General features: G+C 44.6%; 16 protein-coding genes. 5 read left to right on the forward strand and 11 right to left on the reverse strand.

The window, feature by feature from the left end; all coding sequences use genetic code 11:
- A partial coding sequence (locus tag ACRBG0_RS08940) for a 4Fe-4S binding protein (RefSeq protein WP_431486557.1) occupies nucleotides 1-378 on the forward strand: 378 nt, incomplete at its 5' end.
- Between the two features lie 143 nt (nucleotides 379-521).
- Here the strand turns inward: ACRBG0_RS08940 and ACRBG0_RS08945 are convergent.
- From ACRBG0_RS08945 to ACRBG0_RS08975, 7 genes are all read right to left on the reverse strand, one after another.
- On the reverse strand, nucleotides 522-1,295 hold the full coding sequence (locus ACRBG0_RS08945) for a sulfite exporter TauE/SafE family protein (protein ID WP_431486558.1): 774 nt from the start codon (nucleotides 1,293-1,295) through the stop codon (nucleotides 522-524).
- Between the two features lie 51 nt (nucleotides 1,296-1,346).
- Nucleotides 1,347-2,849: a cysteine--tRNA ligase gene (gene cysS / locus ACRBG0_RS08950; RefSeq protein ID WP_431486559.1), complete on the reverse strand. Its 1,503-nt coding sequence runs from the start codon at nucleotides 2,847-2,849 to the stop codon at nucleotides 1,347-1,349.
- A 142-nt stretch (nucleotides 2,850-2,991) separates the two neighbouring features.
- Nucleotides 2,992-4,011, reverse strand: a complete 1,020-nt coding sequence (locus ACRBG0_RS08955; protein WP_431486560.1) for an endonuclease/exonuclease/phosphatase family protein — start codon at nucleotides 4,009-4,011, stop codon at nucleotides 2,992-2,994.
- Nucleotides 4,012-4,014: 3 nt separating this feature from the next.
- On the reverse strand, nucleotides 4,015-4,986 hold the full coding sequence (locus ACRBG0_RS08960; RefSeq protein ID WP_431486561.1) for a rhomboid family intramembrane serine protease: 972 nt from the start codon (nucleotides 4,984-4,986) through the stop codon (nucleotides 4,015-4,017).
- A gap of 211 nt (nucleotides 4,987-5,197) precedes the next feature.
- Complete coding sequence (locus tag ACRBG0_RS08965) at nucleotides 5,198-5,911, reverse strand: rhomboid family intramembrane serine protease (RefSeq protein ID WP_431486572.1); 714 nt, start codon at nucleotides 5,909-5,911, stop codon at nucleotides 5,198-5,200.
- Nucleotides 5,912-6,101: 190 nt separating this feature from the next.
- The gene (mutL, locus tag ACRBG0_RS08970) at nucleotides 6,102-8,006 is read right to left on the reverse strand and encodes a DNA mismatch repair endonuclease MutL (protein WP_431486562.1); all 1,905 of its coding nucleotides are present in this window, start codon (nucleotides 8,004-8,006) and stop codon (nucleotides 6,102-6,104) included.
- 28 nt (nucleotides 8,007-8,034) lie between these two features.
- A complete protein-coding gene (locus ACRBG0_RS08975) occupies nucleotides 8,035-8,352 on the reverse strand; it encodes a hypothetical protein (RefSeq protein ID WP_431486563.1) in 318 nt (105 codons plus the stop codon).
- A gap of 342 nt (nucleotides 8,353-8,694) precedes the next feature.
- Between ACRBG0_RS08975 and ACRBG0_RS08980 the strand changes: the two genes are divergently transcribed.
- On the forward strand, nucleotides 8,695-11,346 hold the full coding sequence (locus ACRBG0_RS08980) for a DUF5686 and carboxypeptidase regulatory-like domain-containing protein (RefSeq protein ID WP_431486564.1): 2,652 nt from the start codon (nucleotides 8,695-8,697) through the stop codon (nucleotides 11,344-11,346).
- Between the two features lie 464 nt (nucleotides 11,347-11,810).
- Nucleotides 11,811-12,518, forward strand: coding sequence for an SGNH/GDSL hydrolase family protein (locus tag ACRBG0_RS08985; protein WP_431486565.1), 708 nt, complete (start codon nucleotides 11,811-11,813; stop codon nucleotides 12,516-12,518).
- Nucleotides 12,519-12,658: 140 nt separating this feature from the next.
- On the opposite strand, the gene ACRBG0_RS08990 is transcribed toward ACRBG0_RS08985, so the two are convergent.
- Complete coding sequence (locus ACRBG0_RS08990) at nucleotides 12,659-13,069, reverse strand: MerC domain-containing protein (protein WP_431486566.1); 411 nt, start codon at nucleotides 13,067-13,069, stop codon at nucleotides 12,659-12,661.
- Nucleotides 13,070-13,196: 127 nt separating this feature from the next.
- Between ACRBG0_RS08990 and ACRBG0_RS08995 the strand changes: the two genes are divergently transcribed.
- Complete coding sequence (locus ACRBG0_RS08995; RefSeq protein ID WP_431486567.1) at nucleotides 13,197-13,616, forward strand: Fur family transcriptional regulator; 420 nt, start codon at nucleotides 13,197-13,199, stop codon at nucleotides 13,614-13,616.
- 230 nt (nucleotides 13,617-13,846) lie between these two features.
- Here ACRBG0_RS08995 and ACRBG0_RS09000 read toward each other — a convergent pair whose 3' ends face one another.
- The 3 genes from ACRBG0_RS09000 to ACRBG0_RS09010 all read right to left on the reverse strand — a co-directional run bounded on the left by ACRBG0_RS09000 (nucleotide 13,847) and on the right by ACRBG0_RS09010 (nucleotide 17,087).
- The gene (locus tag ACRBG0_RS09000) at nucleotides 13,847-14,962 is read right to left on the reverse strand and encodes a DUF4837 family protein (protein ID WP_431486568.1); all 1,116 of its coding nucleotides are present in this window, start codon (nucleotides 14,960-14,962) and stop codon (nucleotides 13,847-13,849) included.
- A 240-nt stretch (nucleotides 14,963-15,202) separates the two neighbouring features.
- Complete coding sequence (locus ACRBG0_RS09005) at nucleotides 15,203-16,168, reverse strand: AAA family ATPase (RefSeq protein ID WP_431486569.1); 966 nt, start codon at nucleotides 16,166-16,168, stop codon at nucleotides 15,203-15,205.
- A gap of 154 nt (nucleotides 16,169-16,322) precedes the next feature.
- Nucleotides 16,323-17,087 carry a M15 family metallopeptidase gene (locus tag ACRBG0_RS09010; RefSeq protein WP_431486570.1) on the reverse strand — a complete coding sequence of 255 codons (765 nt, stop codon included), beginning with the start codon at nucleotides 17,085-17,087 and terminating at the stop codon, nucleotides 16,323-16,325.
- Nucleotides 17,088-17,223: 136 nt separating this feature from the next.
- Between ACRBG0_RS09010 and ACRBG0_RS09015 the strand changes: the two genes are divergently transcribed.
- Nucleotides 17,224-18,852 (forward strand): ArnT family glycosyltransferase, encoded by a 1,629-nt coding sequence (locus tag ACRBG0_RS09015; protein WP_431486571.1) that lies wholly within the window; start codon nucleotides 17,224-17,226, stop codon nucleotides 18,850-18,852.
- Nucleotides 18,853-19,316 lie beyond the last annotated feature (464 nt).

Here is a 19,316-nt window from a genome sequence, read left to right on the forward strand (position 1 = left end):
ATCTTTGCCGGCGTAGTAGGCACCGGGTTCTATCCCTTGATGGGTAATCGCGTTTGGTGCCGTTTTGGGTGCCCTTTGGCGGCCTACCTCGGTTTGGTACAACGTATCAAATCACGCTTCCGGATTACCACCAATGGTGGACAGTGTATTTCCTGCGGTAATTGTTCTACTTATTGCGAAATGGGAATCGACGTGCGTTCTTACGCCCAGCGTGGTCAGGATATCGTCCGTTCTTCGTGTGTTGGTTGTGGTGTTTGTTCAGCAGTATGCCCACGCGGCGTACTTCGGTTGGAAAACGCGGCGGCAGATATTGACGAGCGCGCTAGTGATCTACGGGCTATTCATATCACAGAAACGGAGGTGACGTTATTGGGGTAAGGTAGTTTTACCACATGGTCACATAGGTTTATTGTAAGGTTTTCATGAGACTGATAATTCTCTTTGTCTATATGTGTTTAGAAATTAATCATGATTTCTTTTTTCACATAGACACATAGATATGCGATCATGGTCGTATATAATCAAACAAACAACTCCCAAGCCCAGGCTGTCACGCCAAACATACGTAGGATGGCCCAAATGACGACCACTACCAAGATTCGATAAGCCCATTTCCCGGCGCGAGGATCTGTCGCTGCAAAGCGGGCAGTAAGGTAACCGCCAGCCGTTTGCCCAACAGCCATCAGGCCACCAATCTTCCAATCAATGAGGCCTTGCCAGGCGAAGATAAGCACGGCCACCAGCGTATATATAGCTACCACAGCCACTTTTACCGCATTGCTATCTACGAGGTTATAGTGGGCCACCAGCACCATAGCAGCCAGAAAAAAAACGCCCATCCCCATTTGGATGAAACCACCGTAAAAGCCCAGGGCTAAAAATACAGGTACACTTATCCACAAGGGCAACTCCCTGGCGTCGGTGTCTTCTCGCAACCAACGCGCAGGTTTCACCAGAATAACGAATAACATCAGTACCAAAAGAAAGCGAAAGACTTCCTTAAAGGCCTCATTACTGACTTTTAATGCTACGTAAATACCAATGAAGGCTCCAATAGTTGTTAGTGCAATGTAAAGGCCACTTTTGCCAATATTGAGCCGATCTTTGCGATAAAAAGCCCAGCTCCCGGCCGCACTTTGGGTAAATATACCTACACGGTTAGTGCCATTGGCAACATTACCTGGCAACCCTAGCATTTCCGTAAGAATAGTGAGTGTAATAGCGGATCCATTACCCGCCAACGTATTGATAGCTCCGGCCACGAAGGCGCCAATCACCGCAACAAGGTAAATCATAAGAAGTACTTGATACAAAATACTCAGTACATTGTACCAAGTACTAATAATTTATTCTATGCTCCACTCAGCACCGTCTTTGCCATCTTTCACAACAATACCGGCAGCCTTTAGTGCATCGCGAATTTTATCTGACGTTCCCCAATCTTTGTTCGTTCGTGCATCTTGGCGAATATCCAGGATGAGTTGCATGGCACTTTCCATGGCATCACCGTTACCGGTATCAACAGATGCTTCACCTACCAGCCCCAGTATGTCAAAAATAAAGGTGCGGAAACTCGCTTGAAGGCGGTCTAATGTCGCAGCACTAATATTAGTTAGTGAAAGCTGGCCTCCTTTAAAACTGTTGATCTTACTCACCAATTCAAAAAGTCGAGCCAATGCTTTGGGCGTATTGAAATCGTCATTCATTTCGGCGAAAGCACCGTCAATGAGTTCGTTAATTTCCTTATCCAGCTCATCGCTTTCAGTGCCGCTAGCTCCGCTCAGTTTACCTAACACATCATAGCCTTCCAATAAGCGCTTATAGCCTTTTTCGGCAGCCAGCAATGCTTCGTCGGTCAGATCCAAGGTGGAACTATAGTGGCTTTGCAACATAAAGAAGCGGATGGCCATCGGGCTGTAACCCTTAGAAAGGTGCGGGCTATCACCTGTAAACAACTGATCAGGAGTGACCGTATTGCCATCACTTTTGCTCATCTTGCGGCCGTTCATCAGCAGCATATTCGTATGCAACCAGACGCGAGCGCCCGTGCAATCACAAGCTCCTACGTTTTGCGCTACTTCGTTTTCGTGATGCGGAAATTTCAGGTCACTACCACCACCGTGAATATCGAATTGTTCACCGAGGTATTTTCTGCTCATGGCAGAACATTCGAGGTGCCAACCGGGGAAACCTACGCTCCAGGGGCTGTTCCAACGCATGAGATGCTCCGGTGATGCTTTCATCCAGATGGCGAAATCTGCAGGGTGGCGTTTTTCGTCCTGGTTTTTCAAATCATCACGAGATTCTACCAACAGCTCATCGATTTTGCGGCCAGATAGTTCTCCGTAAATACCTTTTTCCTCAGCGAATTTAAGGGTATCAAAATAAACAGACCCATTGCTTTCGTAGGCAAAACCATTGTCCAAAATAGCCTGTACCATTTCGATTTGTTCCGGAATATGTCCTGTAGCACGAGGTTCGATACTAGGAGAAAGCGTATTAAAAATACGCATCATGTCGTGAAAACCAATCGTATATTTCTGGGCTACTTCCATAGGCTCCAGTTGCTCCAATTTGGCACGTTTCGACATTTTATCTTCTCCGTCATCGCTATCACCTGTAAGGTGGCCCACGTCGGTAACATTACGCACATAGCGTACTCGGTAACCAAGATGCAATAAATAACGGTAGATCACATCAAAGCTGACAAAGGTGCGGCAGTTTCCCAAATGGACATCGCTGTAGACGGTTGGTCCACATACATACATACCCACGTATCCCTTTTCCAGAGGGGTAAAAACTTCTTTTTGCCGTTTCAGGCTGTTATGAACAATTAAATCCTGACTCATGTGTTCAGCTTTTTTGGGTGCTGTTCCTTATTTAGAAGGAGATATTTATTACTAACCAATTTTCTGGCCATTTTGTCCCCCTCTCTCAATATTTTCGCAAAAATAACAACAGAATTGGCTCAAACCGCTTTTTTGAAAAGGATTAGTGCTTTTGAAGGCTAATTTCTGCCCGGATTGCCTGATGATCAGAAAAAGAACAGGGAATTCGGTCAAAATCATAGATTGCAAAACCTGCATCCGGTAGGATATAGTCAATGCGTAGCCCTGGAAGTAAGCCTTTGTAAGTTGTTCCCACCCCCCATGATTGTGCCAAGTGAGCATCCTCGAATTCCGTCCGAAAAAGTTCGTAAAGATAAGAAGTGGGAATATCATTAAAATCACCTGCTAGTAATACAGGTAGACTTGTTTTTTGACTAGCAGCAAGAATTTTTCGGGCTTGTTGGGTCCGTACTTTATTGGAACGGCCATAGCGCCCAAACATGGTTTTTACTTTTTGCCAGGTTTTCTTTTCTTGGAGGCTACCGTCTTGTGTCACTTCGTTCGCCAGGTTTGAAATGCCATTCGTTTGCAGGTGAGCGTTGATCAATTTAAACGTCCCGGCCTCTGTTGTCACATCAACCATAAGGTATCCATTGACACGATTAGAAAAATAATGTATTTCTCCATTCTGTAATGGATAACGGCTAAAAACAGCCAACTGTGCTTCTTTTTCACGGTAAACGTGAGGAAACTCCGCCTGTTTTTGAATTTCCTTTGCTAAAGCATTGCCTTTTTCCCTTATTCTAAATTCCTGGAGAAGGAGTACGTCTACATCTAGTGTTTTAAAAAAAGCGGCAACATCTACATCGGTCTGCTCTCGAAAACCATGTCCATTTAAGGATGCAACCTTAACTGTTGCGGCGGCGACTGTAACCTCTCCATCTGGAATAGCAAAAGCATTACTCAGCATATCCCACCCTAGCAACAAGGTTATCACCGAAAGCCAAACAGCATTGTCTTTTTTCCACAACCAGTAAACTGCAAAAATAAACGTTAGCCCCCAAAGACTAGGTGCTAGCAACCCCATAGATGCTATCGGCCAAAAAATATCTGGATTAATGAGTCGAGGCAGGTAAGATGCCAGGGTGACAATTACTAGAATGAAGTGGGATAAGCGGATCAAGAGCTACTTCTTACTGGCGTTGAATAAGTATTTTTTTTCTTCTTCTGTTAACTTTTCGTAGCCACTCTCTTTAATTTTCTCCAGAATAGCGTCTACTTTTTCTTCATGAGAAAGGCCATTTCCTGGCGTTCCTCCAGTTTTCTTTTCTGTATTGCGACGAGTAAAGCGGCTGCTACGTGTTGCTGGTTCTTTTTTGTTGTTGGGGTTGCGATAAGCTACCCTTGGGCCGCCTCGTTCTTTCTTTTTATTCCGGTCTTGCCCCAATCCGCGAAAAAACTCTCGTACTTTATGAATAAAGTTATTAACTGGTGCAGAAAGATCATCCCCCTGCTGTAATCGACGAATAAAAAACCAGCCAAAAGCAGCACCGCCAAGATGAGCAAAATGCCCCCCGGTATTATCCAGGCCACCGATACCAATAACATCAATGAGTAGAAGTGCAACAGCGATGTATTTTAATTTCACATCACCAAGCAGGATTAATCGCATCTCCTTGTCTGGTGCAAGCACGGCGGCGGCAAGCACAATACCCATAACAGCACCACTTGCTCCGTAAGCTATACCAGGAGAGGGGTGAATCCAATTCGCATAAATAAAATAGGTTAAATTCCCCGCCAAGCCCGCAAGCAAATATAAAGGGAGGATTCGATGATCTCCTACCAAATCCCCTATGACTCGCCCAAACCAATAGAGCATAAGCATATTGAAGAGGATATGGAAAAACCCTTCATGAAGAAACATGCTGGTGATAATCGACCAAGGGTAGACAAGGACATCCAGCCAATTGGAAGACATTGCAAAGAGCGAAAGTATTTCTCTGTAAAGAGGTGAAGAGGTGTAACCATTGCTAATTTGAAGGATAACCCAAATCAAATTAATGACAACAAATACACCAGCATTGATGATAACCAGGCGGGTTACCATATTGCCGTAACTGAATTCTCGTTTTATATCTTCCCAGATGGACCTAAACATGTCGGATTTTGGTCTACTCGTTATACGAACGTTGAAAATGATTAAAAGACGGCGAAGCATCTTGGTAACCTAGAGGACTTCTCTTCTGTCAGGCCAGAAAAGTTAGCTCGTCACCTACTATGATAACGAAATAACAATCAGTAAGTTTTAACAAAAAAACTGTAATCGTTATTTTCTGCATTGCTTAAAAGATAAACGGTGCTTTCTTCTCTTATCCGTTGCCAAACTTTCGCCAGTACAAAATTAAGAAGAATCCTGTAATTGCCCCTCCTAAGTGAGCAAAGTGAGCCGTGTTGTCGCCAAAAGAAGGAAAAAGCCCCTGGTATAACCCATAAGCTAGTAATCCCATAACCAAGTGTTTTGCCTTTATCGTTATTGGAAGAAAAAGAATTTTTAAATCATGGTTAGGAAATATTAGTCCTATTGCAGCAAGTAATCCATAAACAGCCCCCGATGCACCAAGAACAGTCGTATTTAACACCTTGTAATAATACTCATTGATAAATTCATTCGCCAGCCCTATATACTCAGGTGTCATTCCACGACTCATCTGGTTGATAACATCCATATTGATTTGTTCAGGGCCAAACCCTAATGCATCAATGAATCGCTGAAAATCCACTAATGTAGATGTTTCTTTGAATGCATACATCGCCTCTTGTAATGCGGTAATTTTCCAAGTGAGGTGAAGCATATAAATAACAGAAGCCCCAATTGCGCAAACAAAGAAATACAATAGAAATTGTTTGTGCCCCCATATTTGTTCCAAAATAGGGCCCAGAATAATAAGCCCAAACATATTGAAAGCCAAGTGCATGAAATTACCATGCATAAAAAAATGGGTAGCTATTTGTATGGGTTGAAACAATGGTGACTCTGGATGGTGCAAAGCTAAAAGCTGCGTCATGTGTTCTCCAAAAAGCATTTGTGCCAAGAAGAAAATAGCATTGATTATCAACAGGTTTTTAACGACATCAGTAATTTGCAGCATAAGACTTTAATCCTGTGAATAAATGATAAAGAGTACCCTTATTAAGTTTCTCAAGAGGTATTTTGTTTCGTAACGTACTCCTCTATCCTACTAAGATATAGGAACAGCACAAAAACAAGCAGCCTTATTCGGCAAACTTCTGCTCTAGCTCGTCCAATGAAAACGTCAGGTAACAAGAGCGCCCTGTAGGGCTACGCATTGGGTTTGAACACGCAAATAGCTGATTAATGATCAATTGCATTTCGGAAACATCCAAACGCTTGCCGCGCTTTATTGCCGCACTGCGGGCCATGGCTCTGGCGATTGTTTCTTTGGCTCCTAATTTCAGGTCAAGTTGTTCTCGGTATTGACTAATCAGCTGATCAATAATGACTACTTCGTTTTGTTTTCCCGCTATTTCTGTGGGTAAACCATTGATCACAAAAGCATTCTGGCCAAATTCTTCGATATCAAAACCCAAAAGTCTTAATTCTGGTAACATCTCGCTAAGCAGAACAGCATCGGTCGGACTCAGTTCGATGGTCTGAGCAAAAAGCTGCCCTTGGCTTACGGCTTGTTGTTGTTCTAGTGCTTGCAAATATTGTTCGTACAGGATACGCTCGTGTGCCGCCTGTTGGTCAATCAAGACAAAACCCGACTTGATGGAGTTGACAATGTAGCGATGATGCAACTGGTAGGGGTTCTTATCCTCTCGATATCCTTGCTCTGCATTGGGGCCAAGGGGAAGGTCTTGCGACATTTTGCTTTCGATGGTAATCATTCCATCTCCCGCGTCTGTTTCAGGAAAAGCAGGAGCTGCGTCCTCTCCCTCACCGAGGTTTTCGTAAAGCTTTTGCCAGTTTTCCAGGTTGTTTTTATCTCTTCGAAAATTACTATCGGAAGTACCAGATGATGAGCCACTGCTACTTCGCGAAGCCCCTGTACCTGGTTTTGCTGTAGCACTAGACTCTATGGTATTAAATTGCTCCACCCGAGGAGGAGGGCTCATACGTGCGGACGAGAAACTGCCTCCTTGCTCAAAGTCAAGCGTGGGGGTCACACTGTATTGCCCCAAAGCATGGCGAACTGCAACTTTGAGGTAGTTATAAACCAGTTTTTCGTCATCAAATTTAATCTCCTGCTTTGTAGGATGTACATTCACATCAATACGTGCAGGGTCCATATTGAGGAATAAAACGTAGAAAGGATGGACCCCCTGTGGCAACAGCTCCTCGTAGGCCGACATGACTGCATGGTGCAGGTAACCACTTTTGATGTATCGCCTATTAACAAAGAAAAACTGATCTCCTCTTGATTTTTTAGCAAATTCAGGTTTTCCAACAAAACCAGACAATTGCAGAATATCTGTCTCTTCTGAAGCCGGTACTAAACGCTGATTGTAATTGTTTCCAAAAATACCGACAATCCGCTGCCGAAGATTACCAACAGGCAGGTGGTAGGTTTCCGAATCATTGTGGTGCAGGCTGAAAAATATATCAGGATGTGCCAAGGCCACCCGCTGAAATTCATCAAGAATATGCCGCATCTCCACGGAATTCGACTTCAGGAAATTACGCCGAGCAGGGACATTGAAAAATAAGTTTTTGACGGCTATTGAAGTCCCCGATGCTGTTTGACAGGGCTCTTGTGATTTCAACGTAGAACCCTCCATTATAACACGCACCCCCAGTTCATCTGAATAACGGCGGGTTTTTAATTCTACCTGGGCAATGGCCGCGATAGTAGCCATAGCCTCACCACGGAAGCCCATTGTGCGGATATGGGTAAGGTCGTCTGCAATCCGCAGCTTACTTGTAGCGTGCCGCTCAAAACACATACGTGCATCGGTTTCCGACATGCCACAGCCATTATCAATGACCTGAATCAGATTCTTACCGCTCTCCCTAATGATCAACTGAATATGATCGGCACCTGCATCGATGGAGTTTTCCATTAATTCCTTGACGACCGAAGCAGGACGTTGAATAACCTCTCCAGCCGCAATCTGACTGGCAATAGCATCTGGCAAGAGCTGGATAATGTCTGACATTGAATAACTACGTATTGCGCAAAAAAGCTTACTGAATAAATTTGTTCAAGTCAGGCAAATATACATTTAAAAGAAGGTAGCCCAAGACAATCAACATAATTACTACGCCTACCAAGACTAGATTAGAGCGCAACACTTGCCGTTTGCGATACTCCTGGTCGGCTAAATAGCTGCTACGCATCCCACTGGCAATTCGTGCCTTAGCACCTTCGACATCGTCTTTTTGCAACTCTTTCAAGCCTTTGATCCGCTCTTCCAACTCCTCCTTCTTCGGATCGTAATACATCGGTTTGTAATCAAACTTCTGGTGCACGGGCACTTTAAACATGCGTCTTTTACCGAACATAATGCTTTGTTTTTGATAGCTCAAGAGCTCCAATATAAAAAAACCACCCTCAATCCAGATGGTAAACAGCACTGTTTTGGTGGGAGTTGTGAAACGACGTCAGAAAAAGGTTGTTGTTCTACCCTAAAACGTGCATTTTTCGCCAAATTCGATGTTACGGTGTCTTTGGAGGATAAATCAGATTCTAAAGTTATCTCTGATGGAAGGTTGGATATAAAATATTAAACCACCCCTAATCCTCCTCTTTTGTCTTAAATAATCCTTAACCCGTCCAGATTTATTGTTTCCAAGTAAATAAAGGTACGATATTGGTACGCAGTGATCAAAATACACTATAAACCTATGCGTACATTTACTTCTTGTCTCTTCTTTCTCCTCATGGCTACCGGCCTTTATGCGGCGGGCGGCATCAAAGGATTTATCCGTAACGCGGCTGGCGAACCGCTTGAGTTTGCCACGATTTACATTGACGAACTCGGTTCTGGCACCGTCACCAACATCGAAGGATATTATGAATTCCGAATGCTTCCTGGTGATTATCGCGTAGTATTTCAGCACTTAGGACACGAAACGCAGGTGCAACGCGTGAGTATTGGGCAAAATATGAAAGAGCTAAATATTCAGCTGGTTGCTCAAACTTTCGAGTTGGATGCGGTAGAGATTATTGATGGAGGCGAAGACCCTGCCTATACCGTCATGCGAAAAGCCATTGCCAAAGCAGACTTCCATCGCCAGCAGGTGGATTATTACGAAGCTCGGGTTTACATCAAAGGCTCTGGCCGATTGCTTAACACCCCCGGCATAGCGCGGCGAATGCTAGAAAAAGAAGGCGTAAAAGCCGACTCAACGACAGCTTTTACATCAGAATCCGTTTCCCTTATCGAGTACGAGCGACCCAATACCTTTCGGGAAAAAGTAATATCTATCAATACCCAGGGAGAAGATAATGGCTCCAGCCCCAACGGTTATATCTACGGTAGTTTTTATGAGCCAGATGTTGCCCAGGCCATATCTCCGCTTTCTACCAAAGCTTTTGGTTATTACAAATTTGAACTCGCTGGTTATTTCAATGATCGTGGCTTCAATGTCAATAAAATAAAGGTCACTCCTCGTAGCCGTGGCGACAATGTTTTCTCGGGTTACATCTATATTATTGAAGATTTATGGGGCATCCACAGCTTGGAACTTGAAGTTTACAAACTAGGTATTCGCTTTGATATCAAACAAGTATACGCCCCCGTGGAGGAGAGTGTATGGCTACCGGTGAGCCATAAGTTTTTAGTGACTGGCAAAATTTTCGGTTTTGGATTTGATTACCGCTACCTAGCTTCTGTAAGTGATTATAAAGTGAGGATCAATCCTGATTTGGATGTAGATTTCCAGGTGATTGACGAAAAAATTGAAAAAGACCTCGCTCGCACGGCAGAAGCTCGCCAGAAAGAAAGGCAGGATCTGGCCAGCATCGATGAAAAGCTAAACAGCGGTGAAGAACTGAGTAGAAAGGACCTTCGCCGAATGATGCGAGAGTACGAAAAAGAAGAACAACAAGAGCAGGAAGCACCCGAAGTTATCTCCAATTATTCTCAAGAAATTGATTCCCTCGCCACCAAGCGTGATTCCAGTTATTGGGCCGTTATTCGCCCTATTCCGCTTACCAAGGCAGAAGTACGTGGCTACGAGGTGCAAGATTCGCTAACCGTTGCTGCAAAGGTTGCCGAAGAAGAGGCCGCTGATGGCGTTAAGAACGCCGGTAAGAAGAAAAACAAATTTCCGATTTTCAATATCATCAGTGGTACCAACCTTAAACTTGGCGAAGGTAAACTCGTCCACTATGATGGCCTACACAATGCCGGATTCAACCCCGTAGAAGGTTATTGGCTAGAAACTCGGCTACGTTATACCCAGCGTGGTGAAAACAACCGCTTTCAATTGGCACTAACACCACGTTATGGCTTTTCATGGGACCGTCTGACCTGGGATAGTGATGCTGATTACCGCTTTGGGCCAGACCACAGTCGCAATTTACTACGGATCAGTGGTGGCCGTATGGTCTCCCAATACAATGAGCCTCGGCCGGTGAGCCAGTTGTTCAATACTTTTTACGCGCTATTAGGGGAGCGTAATTACGTAAACATTTACGAGAAAAAATTCGTGGGTGCCAACTGGCGGAAGAACTGGAGAGAAACAGCCAAAGCCAGTGTTCAAGTAGAATGGGCTGATCGCCGCACACTACAGAATACGACCAATCAAACGTGGATTAACGCTGAAAGTAGGGTGTACGCTGACAATGTGCCTTTGATTTTAGAAGCTCCAATCTTGGTACCTCAGACAGAGAAGGCTGCGACACTTGATCTGTCATTCACCCTCAACCCTTGGCAAAAATACAGCATTAGAAATGGCAACCGTTCCGCGGTAGAGGGTTCCTCGCCTAGCTTTACACTCAACTACCGCCAAGGTGTTCCCGACCTCAACGAGAGTATTACCGACTACCAAAGAGTAGGGCTTATCTACCGGCATACGATCCGCCCCGGCGCTCGTGGTAAAATTGACCTCAAGCTAGACATGGGCCTCTATGTAAACAACGACTACGTAGGTCTGGCCGATTACCAGCACTTTGCAGGCAACCAGATGATTTTCACAACTGCTGATCCTGTGGGAGCGTTTCGCTTATTGCCTTACTACACCTACAGCACCAGTGATCGATGGCTGGCCGCTCATGCGCACTACCAGTTTCGCCGTTTTTTGTTGACACAGATATGGGAAGTACAAATGACGGGAGCTAGAGAAAACTTTTTCGTCAATTACCTCAACACTCCTGAAAGCAATCACTATACCGAAGTCGGTTACAGTATCGACAACATCTTGCGCTTCTTGCGGGTAGAAGCTATTGTTGGCTTCCAGGATGGCAAGTACCAGGATTGGGGTATCAGGATTGGGGTGGCCTCTAATATTTTTGGCAGTTTCGCTTCGGTGGAGGTGGAAACGAATGATTAGACGACGTAATCAGCGACCTAGCTGCAAGCTACGACGAACAGAACAGGTTTAGCTTGGCTTTAGTCCGCTCTTTTAACGCAAAGGAAATTACGGCGGACTAAAGTCAAGCGGCCCAAGATGCAAGTTAGTATTGAGACTAACTTGCATTTTTTTAGAAAAGGGATCATTGTTTTCAGAAATAAAAGCGGCATCATGCTCCTAAGAAAAGAAGGAAAGATCATAGAGATAATTGACAGGTACAATTTCAACGTTCTGGTTGAACCAGACTTAATCATGCACGCCACTATATCAGAGCACATGATTGCTTACCAAGGAAAAGAATTCAAGAAAGGTGATATCGTTTGCATTGACTTTCATTCACGAGATACTTCCAGAGGAAGAATACATAGGAATACATTTTTACAATGAGGCATTGTAAACAATCCTCTTGATTTTAGCTTTAAATGTATAACCAATTCATTACCATGCGATATCTCTTCCTCCTTGTTGTCACTATACTAATCGGAACTTGTAACACCAATGAGGTAGCTAAACCGCAGGGCCCTTTTCCGCCGCTGCCCGGAGCAACTACACCGATCAGTTACCTGGCACTGGGGGATTCTTACACAATTGGAGAATCTGTAGCGGAAAGGGAGCGTTACCCCAATCAGCTGGCTGATAGTTTGGCGCCATTTGGCATTGAGCTCTCTCCGGTGGATATTGTTGCCCGTACAGGTTGGACGACAGATGAATTGGCCGATGGTATTGCAGCGCGTGATGATCTCCAAACCACGTATGAGCTGGTCACACTGCTGATTGGCGTAAACAACCAATACAGGAACCGGCCTATTGGACCTTACGAGGAAGAGTTTCGGTCATTGCTGGAGCAGGCCATAGAATTTGCGGCAGGTGATTTGACGAGGGTTTTCGTGATTTCGATCCCTGATTATGCCTTTACCCCTTTTGGGAATGGTAATCCTACGATCAGTGAAGGTATTGACGCTTACAACGCGGCCAACAAAACTATTGCGGAAACTTATGGTGTGCGGTACTTTGATATCACGCCGATCTCAAGAGAGGGCTTAAGCATACCTTCGTTGGTTGCTAATGACGGCCTTCACCCCTCTGGTGCACAGTATGCGCGTTGGGTGAACCTAATTTTACCGACCGTAAAAGAGGAATTGGAAGATTAGCACGCAAGGCAGCGCCTGGAGTGCGAGGCCCGGTAGGGACTAAGGACAAGGGACAGCAGTGGTACCGAAGGTAAGAACGGATGGCCCGATGCCGAGGAACGAAGGCATGGCCCAAAAAGTAAAACAACTATTTTGTATTGTTACTCGTGAATCAATTCATAAGTAGAAGACGAAGTAGGAGCTTGGTTATGGTTGTGAAGCAAGCGCCAGTTGACATAGTGGGCATAGGCAATCAGTACCCCACCAATAGCGGAAACGAAGTGGCCAACAACATGCTCTAAGAAATGAACACCGAGGATAATGATGAATCCGATAGCGGCAATAATCAAAGGGCGCTTATTGTGGTGATGAGGCAATGACCCGAGTAAAGACCAACTTGCGAGGATCAGTGTACTAAGAATAAAAGTCCACTCTACCAGCGGGCTTTCTAGCCAGCTGAGGCCGCCTACCAAACCAAAAGACAATATCAAAGGCATGAGCAAACAATGTATTGCACAGAGAAAAGAGGCAGAGAAGCCCATGATATCTAAATAAGAACGAATTAGTCGCATAATTAAGCCTAACCTGTTAGATTATTCACAAAGATAGACAAATGCAACAATATTGCAACTTAAAAGGTTTTATGAAAGTAAGTAAGAGGCATAAATTTATTTTTTCGGCTTTGGTTATCTTTGTAAAATGAATCAAACAATTGTTGAATTACTACAACGACACGAACTGCGCAAGACAGCTATGCGAGGGGAGGTGCTGAAGATTTTTCTGGAAGCGGGAAAGCAGGCCATTACCCATCCGGAATTGGAGCGTCGCCTGCCTGATGCTGACCGGATAACACTGTATCGAACATTAAAAGCTTTTGAAGACAAGGGGCTTATCCACCAGGTGGTAGATAGCGGCAACGCTACCAAATATGCACTTTGTAACGATGCTTGTACCGAGCATAAGCACCACGACGAGCATGCGCATTTTCATTGTAATGACTGTGGTAAGACCATCTGCTTGGATAGTATTACAACAAGCACCATCCAGGTACCTAGAGGTTTTAAGGTTCAGCAAACCCACTTGGTCCTGGAGGGCACTTGTAATAATTGTGAAGATTAAGCCTAGAGCTTTTATTGACGAGTTGCTTTTTGTCCGTTTTCCACTCATGATTAGGTTGTGCTGCGCTGCACTTGCGGTGGTACCGACTACGTCGGCGATAGCCGCGTTATGCGCGAGCTTTAGCGAACACCACCGCGAACGCTAGAGAGCACTGTCGTGAGCGCAAGTGAACATTTTTAGCCAAACGCGAAGCTCCCTTTTAAACCCAGCAAGCTCAACCTGACAAACAGTTAATACTGCGCAGTATTAAGAATGTAATCTAACTGCTGCATCAAGTCTCTTTTTTCTTTTCCGGGAGCATGCACGAAGGCATCCATAAAGAGCAGTTCTTCCTTGTTGGGGTCGTAGATGAGGTAGCTCACAAATGCTCCACCCATAAAGTCATTAACGATATCCCAAATACCTCGGGCTTCCAGTGCGTAATCACCATTCACTCTCGTGGTTTCTACGATTAATGGGAGGTCCACGTCATTGATCCGCATGTAGGTATCAGGTAGGGTAGAAGACACGTAGGCCTTGCCCATCTCATCGCGGATGGCTTTTATTCCTTCTCTAGACAACTGCGATTGATCGGTGTAGGGAACTTTCTGTAGGATAATATTACTGCTAGCCTCAGAAGTTTCCCGGCGTAGCCAAACGATATCACTTTCTTTCATTGCGGGTTTAAACTCCTCTGGTATACGCATTTTCACCCCCATAAGGGCACTGATTTCGCTGGCCAAGCCTACATTTTCACCATTGAAGAAAGCCGTAGCATCGATAATTTTCTCATCAGCTTGATGCAAGCGTTTAGCTACTGCAGAAAAGCTATTAGTAATATTATCGACCAGCTTGTCAGCTGAATTACCGTACAGGTATACAATGGTTTGCCCTTTCGCCCATTTGTTGCGGGCTACAGAATTGCCATAGCCATTCTCGGCAGTCGTAGAGCTGATTTTCTCCGTGCCTACATCCCTGCGAATCAAGGCAGAAGTTTCAGAGTCCTGGTCGGCTAGGTCACCAACAATGATGTAAGTCCGCAATTCTTTCCGCAGCGGATCCTTACGCAAATCTTCCAGTGTAATATGCCGAAGATCGAAGATGGGTTCAGGCTGTGGTAAAATAGGGTAGGCTGCACCGTAATAATACCGGATACTGTCTCCAAGCGGGCCATCCCAAACGTCCTGGTCACACAGCACGTTGATACGATTAATTTTACCAAAAGCAATTTTATCCGCCTCGAAGCTTTTCTGAACAGCCTCAGGGGCGCAAGAAAAAATATTCAATACGAGGAAGCTAAAGACAAGTACATAGGAGACTACTTGTCCGATAAAATGGTCGGCTCTAGGCTTATTTATTCTTTGCATGTTCGTTGTTAATCTTTGATAACTGGATAGATGAAAGAAACGCCACTTTTGGCGTACTACTTTCTTTAGAGCTTGTTTGGTAAAGATATACCTAAATTAAAAAAACCCGGTCGAAAGCACCGGGTTAGTTTATTGGGCATCCACTTGACCAACATCGTCAAATTAATAGCCTGCCAATGGTAAAACTATCCACTAGCAGGCTATTTCACTTGTCTCTTTGTAGTACAACAAGTACTTTATTTATAGCAAATGTGTGATCACATCTTCCTCGGTGACACCTTCTGCTTCTGCCTTGTAATTGCGTACGATACGGTGGCGCAACACGTAGTTGGCAATGGCCTGTACATCCGACTTGTCTGGCGAGTACTTGCCACTGATAGCGGCATGACACTTAGCACCTAAAACCAAATATTGAGAAGCACGTGGGCCGGCCCCCCAGCTGATGTAGTTATTAACCTCCGCTGTTGCACGATCTGTACCTGGGCGGGTCTTTGATGCCAAACTTACGGCGTATTCTAATACGTTATCGGCAATAGGGATCTTTCGTACCAATTGCTGAAACTCCATGATCTGAAGCGCACTCAGGATATGCTTCAGCTCTGTAACCTTCTTGCCCGTCGTTGCTTTCACTACTGCAATTTCTTCTTCATAAGAAGGGTAGGTAAGCGGAATATTGAACATAAAACGGTCTAACTGCGCTTCTGGCAGTGGATAAGTACCCTCTTGTTCAATAGGGTTCTGCGTAGCCAGTACAAAAAACGGTGCTGGTAATGGATGACGCACCCCTGCGACAGTAACCGAACGTTCCTGCATGGCCTCCAATAAGGCCGCCTGTGTTTTAGGTGGCGTACGGTTGATCTCATCAGCAAGGACGATATTCGAGAACAACGGCCCTTTATTAAACTTAAAGTGGCGGTCTTCATCCAGAATTTCCGAACCAGTAATATCACTCGGCATTAAATCCGGCGTAAACTGGATACGCTTGAAATCGAGGTCAAGTACTTCGGCGATGGTACTTACCAACAAGGTTTTTGCTAAACCTGGTACACCTACCAATAAACTGTGGCCATTACTGAAGAGGGAAATAATTACAGTTTTCACCACTTCGTCTTGCCCTACAATTACTTTACCTATTTCGGTTTTCAACGCTTGGTAAGCGCGGGCAAGGGCGTCTACCGCTTCTACATCTGATTTATACTCCGCCATGGGGTTAATACATTATTTTTATACGCTCACTTAGTATTCTAGCTAAAAGAGGACGCAAGTTGCTAAATTTATCGAAGATAGTCAAATGCTTGACTGCAATGTATACGTATCTCGTTAGGAATGGTTCAAAAGACAGAACGTGATTAGCTAGCGCTTATTCCTCTGGGCATTTCCATTCCGCATCTGCCAGCTCATATTTTTCTTCTCTAAAATTGTAATGCCACCATTCACTTCGAATAGGCGAAAAGCCATATTTCCCTAACAGCGTCTTTAATTTCATGCGATTATTGAGCACCTCTTCCGGAAAATCGGTATAGGTATGATTGGCCTTCGGGCCGAAGAAGTCAAAATCTGTACCCATCGCCAGTTCCTCTCCCTCCAAGGTAACAATAGTGAGGTCTACTGCTCCTCCTCGATTATGAATAGACCCTTTGCGGGGATCGGCCACATAGCCTGGTTGAGGGAAAATTTCCCAAAGCTTCCACTGCACGTCACGCGGGCGGTAGCAGTCGTACATTTTTAGGCCCAGGCCTTCGGCTTTCAGTTCTTGATGAGCAGCTATCGTCGCTCGTGCGGCTGCGGGCCGCAAGAAGCACCTTGGGCAATCATACATCACTTGGCCAACAAAATTATTTTCGGTAGCGTAGCGCAAATCCAGCTGAATAGTGCTATCCAGGTAGATCAACTCCAGCCATTGAGTTGTATCATAGTCAAAGGTATCGGGAGCGGGTGGCGGTGGTGGCTTAACGACAGTATCCAATTGGACCACTTCCATGATCTTCGCCTCCATCGCCTCGGCTTGATCGCTTCCGGTAGGCGAGGCCTCGCAAGCGACGGCCAGCCCTCCTGCACTCAACAGGGCTAAAAGCATCCACTGCTGCAATGTATTTTTAGATAAGAAGATGTATGGCTGCTGCATGAATTAGTCTGCTCTATGATACGGTTACAAATTGATTCCTCTTGAATCCGTACTTTTGTACCTAGTATTGCGCAAAAAACAAATTGGTCACTCCTTGTATTTTTGTGCTGTTCTTACATCCAAAGATACGAAAGAAGTGCAACTACCCCGCTGGCTATTCTGGTCCATTCTACTGCTCATCCCTGTAGCATTCCTCCTTAATTTAGGCGTACAGCCTTTTATCGACGATGAAGGTAATCGCTCCGTGGTAGCCCTGGAGATGCTCTGGAGTGGCAACTATATTACCCCCACCTTACACGGTGATTATTACTACAACAAACCGCCGCTTTGGAATTGGATACTGGCCTTGTCGTTTTATCTGCATGGAGGAGCAAGTGAGTGGGCCGCGCGCCTGCCTATGGTACTCTGCCTACTGGGGTTTGCAGCTACAGCCTACCGTGTTTGTCGCCGACACATGAGTTTTGAGCGATCTTTTCTCGTGGCCTTACTTTTACTTACCTGCGGTCGTATTCTTTTCTGGGAATCGCTTTTGGGCTTGATCGACATTTGTTTTTCCTGGGTAACTTTTGGCCTTATTATGGTCATCTATCATCAAGGAGAGCGCGAACGCTGGAACAGAATGTTTTTGCTTTCCTATTTATTGATGGTTGTGGCCTTTATGCTGAAAGGGCTGCCTGCGATTGTTTTTCAAGGACTGACGCTGATAACTTACCTCGTTTTAAAAAAGGAATGGAAACGGTTATTCTCGATCTCGCACATCGGCAGCGGGCTTTTAGCTGTAGGAATATTAGCAGTTTATTATCTTTCTTACAATCAGTATAATAGTCTGGAGAATGTTTTCCAGGCCCTGTTTGTAGAATCAGGTAAGCGTACTGCTGTTGCTTACAGCTGGGGAGACACGATCAAGCACGTCCTTAATTTTCCGGTAGAATTGTTCTATCATTTTCTACCGTGGACTTTGCTTTTATATTTATTGGTAAAAAAGAAAAACAGGGAACGCTTACAAGGCTATTTCTTCCTAAAGTTTTGCCTTTATGCACTTTTTGTCAATCTGGCAATCTATTGGCTTTCGCCTAATTTTTATCCTCGCTATATTTTGATGCTCTTGCCATTGGGCTTTATCCTACTGGTGAAAATGATCCCGCCAGCTACCGCCGAGCGCGACAACTGGGATAAAGTGTTTTACATTCTGGGCGGTGTTTTCATTTTTGCTTTAGCGGGCGGAGCCTTGGCTACTTTGTTTGTAAAAGAGACCCAAGCCATCCCAAATCTTTACCTAAAAGGCATCAGTGCTTTTCTACCTTTAGCAGGCTTGCTTTATTATTACTGGAAAAAGCCCTCCTCTCAGTTCTTTATTCTTGCCGCTGCGTTTATTGTCTTTAGAGTTGGTTTTGATTTACTGGCACTCCCGCCTCGAGCAATGGGTGGACGTGGGCAAAACCTGGAAGTTTCATCCGTCGCTTTTGCTAAACGCTGGCAGGATCGCGAGCTCAAAGTCTTTAACGAAACCCACATGGAACCTGCCAATTCGTACCATATCGAAAAAACGATGAATCGGATCGTCCCCAGGGTGTACAATGAATTTGATACTACTACTTACTATATCTACAATGCACAGCAGTATGATCCAGCTTTGTTCCGTAATCAAGTAGACTCCTTTATGGTTCGTCATTCGTCGTATCCCAACTACTACGTGGGGCAATTGCGCACGGTTGACCCCGAGGAGATTGAACGACTGACAGTGGGGGAAAGGCCGGGGTTTTAGAGAGTTAGAGATCTTGTTTAACTATTAAGTGCTGTTTAAAAAATGTCATCCATTAATAAACGATGTCAAAAAAATTGGGTAAAGTTTATTGTAAATAACATATGAATCCAGGAGTTAGAACAAGCGATCCCAAATTGACATTTACTGAATATCCGGCTGAAGATATTGGATTAATGAAGTAAGAAAAGCCAAGTTTTGAAACTTCCCCTTGCCGTAAACAACAGGAGCAACTTCAATAGGTAAGAAACCCTAAAAGTATCCTTATTACACCTAAACTACGTGGTTTAACTCTATGCGTTAATACGCAAATAGACTGCGTATTAACGCTGCTAATTTGCATCCTAAACAAGATAATACGGCGATGCTACAAGATATAAACCAATACACAAGAACATACAAATCTACATTAGGAGACATCGAGCTGAATATCTTTTCACCAGACTATAAGAGCTTGTTGGGAAATT

Source organism: Lewinella sp., assembly GCF_050633125.1.
Taxonomy (GTDB): Bacteria; Bacteroidota; Bacteroidia; order Chitinophagales; family Saprospiraceae; genus Lewinella.